General features: G+C 52.5%; 1 protein-coding gene and 1 pseudogene. Both read right to left on the bottom strand.

Features of this window, described 5'->3' with window-relative positions:
- Window positions 1-2,489, bottom strand: a 2,489-nt coding sequence (locus ACWA6V_RS19560; protein ID WP_449524064.1) for a TonB-dependent receptor, incomplete at its 3' end; no start/stop codon positions are given.
- Between the two features lie 231 nt (window positions 2,490-2,720).
- A pseudogene (locus tag ACWA6V_RS19555) lies at window positions 2,721-3,308 on the bottom strand (hypothetical protein); the annotation flags it as partial.

Below are 3,308 nucleotides of genomic sequence, written 5' to 3'. Positions count from 1 at the left end.
TTCAGCCTGTTAGGCCGCTGACCCGAATTTGAGGATTGACGCCACCAATCGCGCTGGAATTCGCTGCGATAGCTGTATGAGGTACGCGCCTCAAAACCATTCAGGTAATACCAGAGCGTAAAGTTGGCCACATCTTCAGAGAGACCGGTAAGCGGTGCCTTGAAGCTGCTGTGCAGAGGAACCGCTTGCTCAACATTGGATTCATTGTGCGAATAGTTGGTGTAAATCCCCAAGCCATTGAACGGGCTCGGCAAGAAATCAAACGCCTGCTGCCAAAGTAATTCGTAACCGCGAATGTAGCCACCACTGCCATTGATTGGGCGGGATACGGTGTATTCCTTGCCGTTACGGGTAATCACTTCTGCTTCCGCTGAGCGGGTGATGTAACTTTCCAAATCTTTGTAGAACAGATTGACGGCAACTTGGGAGTTATCGCTGTAATACCACTCGTAAGCGATATCGGCCTGATCAGCACGGAAAGGATCGAGCGTCGGGTTACCAGAGGTGGATTGCCCCGGGTTAGCACCGTACAAATCTTCGTTCAGATTCAGGCTTGGGCTCATCATGTTGACCGGCGCACGCGCCATGGTTTTGGCCGCACCGATACGAATTAATTGATCTTCCGTCAGGCTGAGTGTCCAGTTGGTGCTGGGCAGCACGTCGTTGTAGTCATGCGGTGTGCTAATGCGGGTGACAGTGCCTGTCTCACCCTGCTCATACCCTTGAGCTACAGTTTCGGTATCGACATTGCGCACGCCAATGTTACCCGCAACGGATTTGCCAAAAATCTGGGTTGCAAAATCCAACTGTAGATATTGCGAGCTGATGTCTTCACTCACATTCCAACTGGCAACGAGATCATCCGCATCCAACGGCGATGGGTTTTTTAGGCCGCCGTAGTAATCGTTAATCACTGCATCGCGATCCAATACCAAGTACTCAGGTAAGCCATCAAAGTAAGCTTCTTGCGCACCGACAATATAGTCAGCAGTCAGCGAGGTGTTGCCATTGAGCGGGGTTTGATCCCACTTTTGGTTGTATTCATGCTTTTCACGGCTGGAGAAAGCGGCGCCGAACTTCACGTCCTGTAGGAAATCGCCAAAGGTGTCATATTTAAAATCCACCTTGGCTGAATTGATCTCATCGCCACCTTCAGAAGCAGGCTCGATACGCACCGTACCCAAACGGTTCTGCGCGGGGTCAGTCAGGTCGGCAGTCAACAGATCCACGGTCATGCGACCATCGCTGGTAGTGCCAAATTTGGCCCAACCCGGGTTGGTGTTTTCAGTGCGAACACTCGCCCAGCGCTTGTCGCGCGTGGTTTCCGAGGTAGCCAGATCCAGCGCGCTGGTCCAAGCACCTTCTTGCCACTCCAGGTTGATGCCGTGGCTCATCAGCTCGTCATCCTGGTCGTACACTTCGTTAAGGTTGCGCAGCGATGACAGCTCAACGGTTCCGCCGAGCAAGTCATTTTTGCCAGCTGGAGTGCCATCGATATTGTCGAATGCCGATGGCGTCAGCTTGTCGATAACCAGCCCGGTGCCCCACTCTTTGATCCCGTAATCAAAGCCCTGATAGTTTTCGTTGATATCAAAGGCAGACCAGAAACCATCATAGTTAACGCTAAGGTAATCATTTGGCTCCCAGCTGAGCGCGGCTACTACGCCCTGACGCTTGTCTTCACCACCCGCCACCAGCGATGAACCACCCCAGGGCGCAGCAACTGCCGAACCCAACTCATTGCTCCAGATTTCATTGTGGTAGGTATCACCATAATTCCACAGCTCGGTGCGCTTGGTAGCAATCGGCTCGGAGCGACCTGAATAGCCGAGCGCAACGCCCAAGGTGTCATCAAGGAATTGGTCGATATAAGAAACACTGATGCGCTGGCCAATACCGTCGTTGGCAGCACTATCAATATCCTTCGCAAGATCAAAACTGGATGCGCGCAAATCCACTACAAATTCGCGCTTGTTATGATCGAGCGGTTTGATGGTATCGAGATTGATGGTGCCGGAAACACCACCTTCCTGAATGCTGGCTTGTGGTGTTTTATAAACTTGCGCGCCATTGATCAGCTCGGAGGGGAACTGGTCGTAACGAATGTTGCGTGTCTCTTCCAGAATCGCTACTTCGCGACCATTCAGCGTAGTAAAGCCAAGCATACCGCCCATGCCGCGAATCGCGATCTGGCTACCGTTACCGCGGTCGCGATCTTGCGCGAGGCCTGGCAGGCGTTTCAGGGAGTCGCTGATAGAAACGTCCGGCAGTTGGCCGATATCTTCCGCTGCTATGGCTTCAACGATGCTCGATGAATTTTTCTTCACGCTCATCGCGGATTGCAGGCTATTTAAGTACTTGCCCACAATCACAATTTCTTCAACATCATCGGTGGCAGCCGCAGGTGGGGTTTGCGCCACAGACCAACCACTTAAACTGATCGCCAAAAAAAAGGGGCTGCGTTTCATTAAGCGCGTACAGTGTCTCATTCTCTCAATCCTTACCCAATGGTTACTAAAAGTTACTGATACTATAAGTAACATTATTGCACCACTGTCATACTTGTATCAATAATATTATTTGTAATACAAGAACTGGTACCACTTGATCTAAAGAAACTCGACAGAAACGAAGCCAAAAACCTGGGCGCGGCGCAAAAAAAGCGCGCACCCGATCCTCAAGTGCGCGCTTTAGCGACGGGTGTTTTTGGTTTAGATCCGCTAGCCGCCCGAATCGGCCAACCGCAAACCGCTGATATCAGGTGTAACGGGCTTTACATTGGGCTTTAACTGGCCGAGATCACTGCCCGCTGGCGCTAGACCATAATCACCTACCTCTACTATCGCAGGCAGTACAATCGGGCGCTCATCGTCACTCAGCAAATCGCTACCCGCTTCAGCAATATCCCAGTCTTCCAATTCAATTTCGACCAGGGGTAACTCCAGCTTTTCATCGGCGCTGATCAGGTCGGCACCGACGGCAGCCAGCCCCAAATCCGGAGCAATGACTTGCGCATGGATTTCTTCATGCACTTCAGTCACATCGACCAGATTCCCTTCAGCCGCACGCAGGCTAAGGCCGGAGATATCCACACTCACCGGCACAGGCGCCGCAGGGCGTTCTTTGGCTGGTAGCAGATCTGAACCCAAGGGTGCCAAGGTCCATACCGGCGCGGCCGCTTCAACCACGCGCTCGAAGTCGAACTCCACCGGCTCGCGGCTGCCGATCAATCGCGTTGTTGGATGGCCGATGATATGCGTGTAAGGGTTGGCGATGGCGTCGAGCAGTCGCCCTGTCATTCGATCTCT

It is taken from the genome of Cellvibrio sp. (assembly GCF_053579595.1).
The sequence above is the reverse complement of the archived record's forward strand: the minus strand, read 5'-3'. Positions and strand labels throughout refer to the sequence as shown.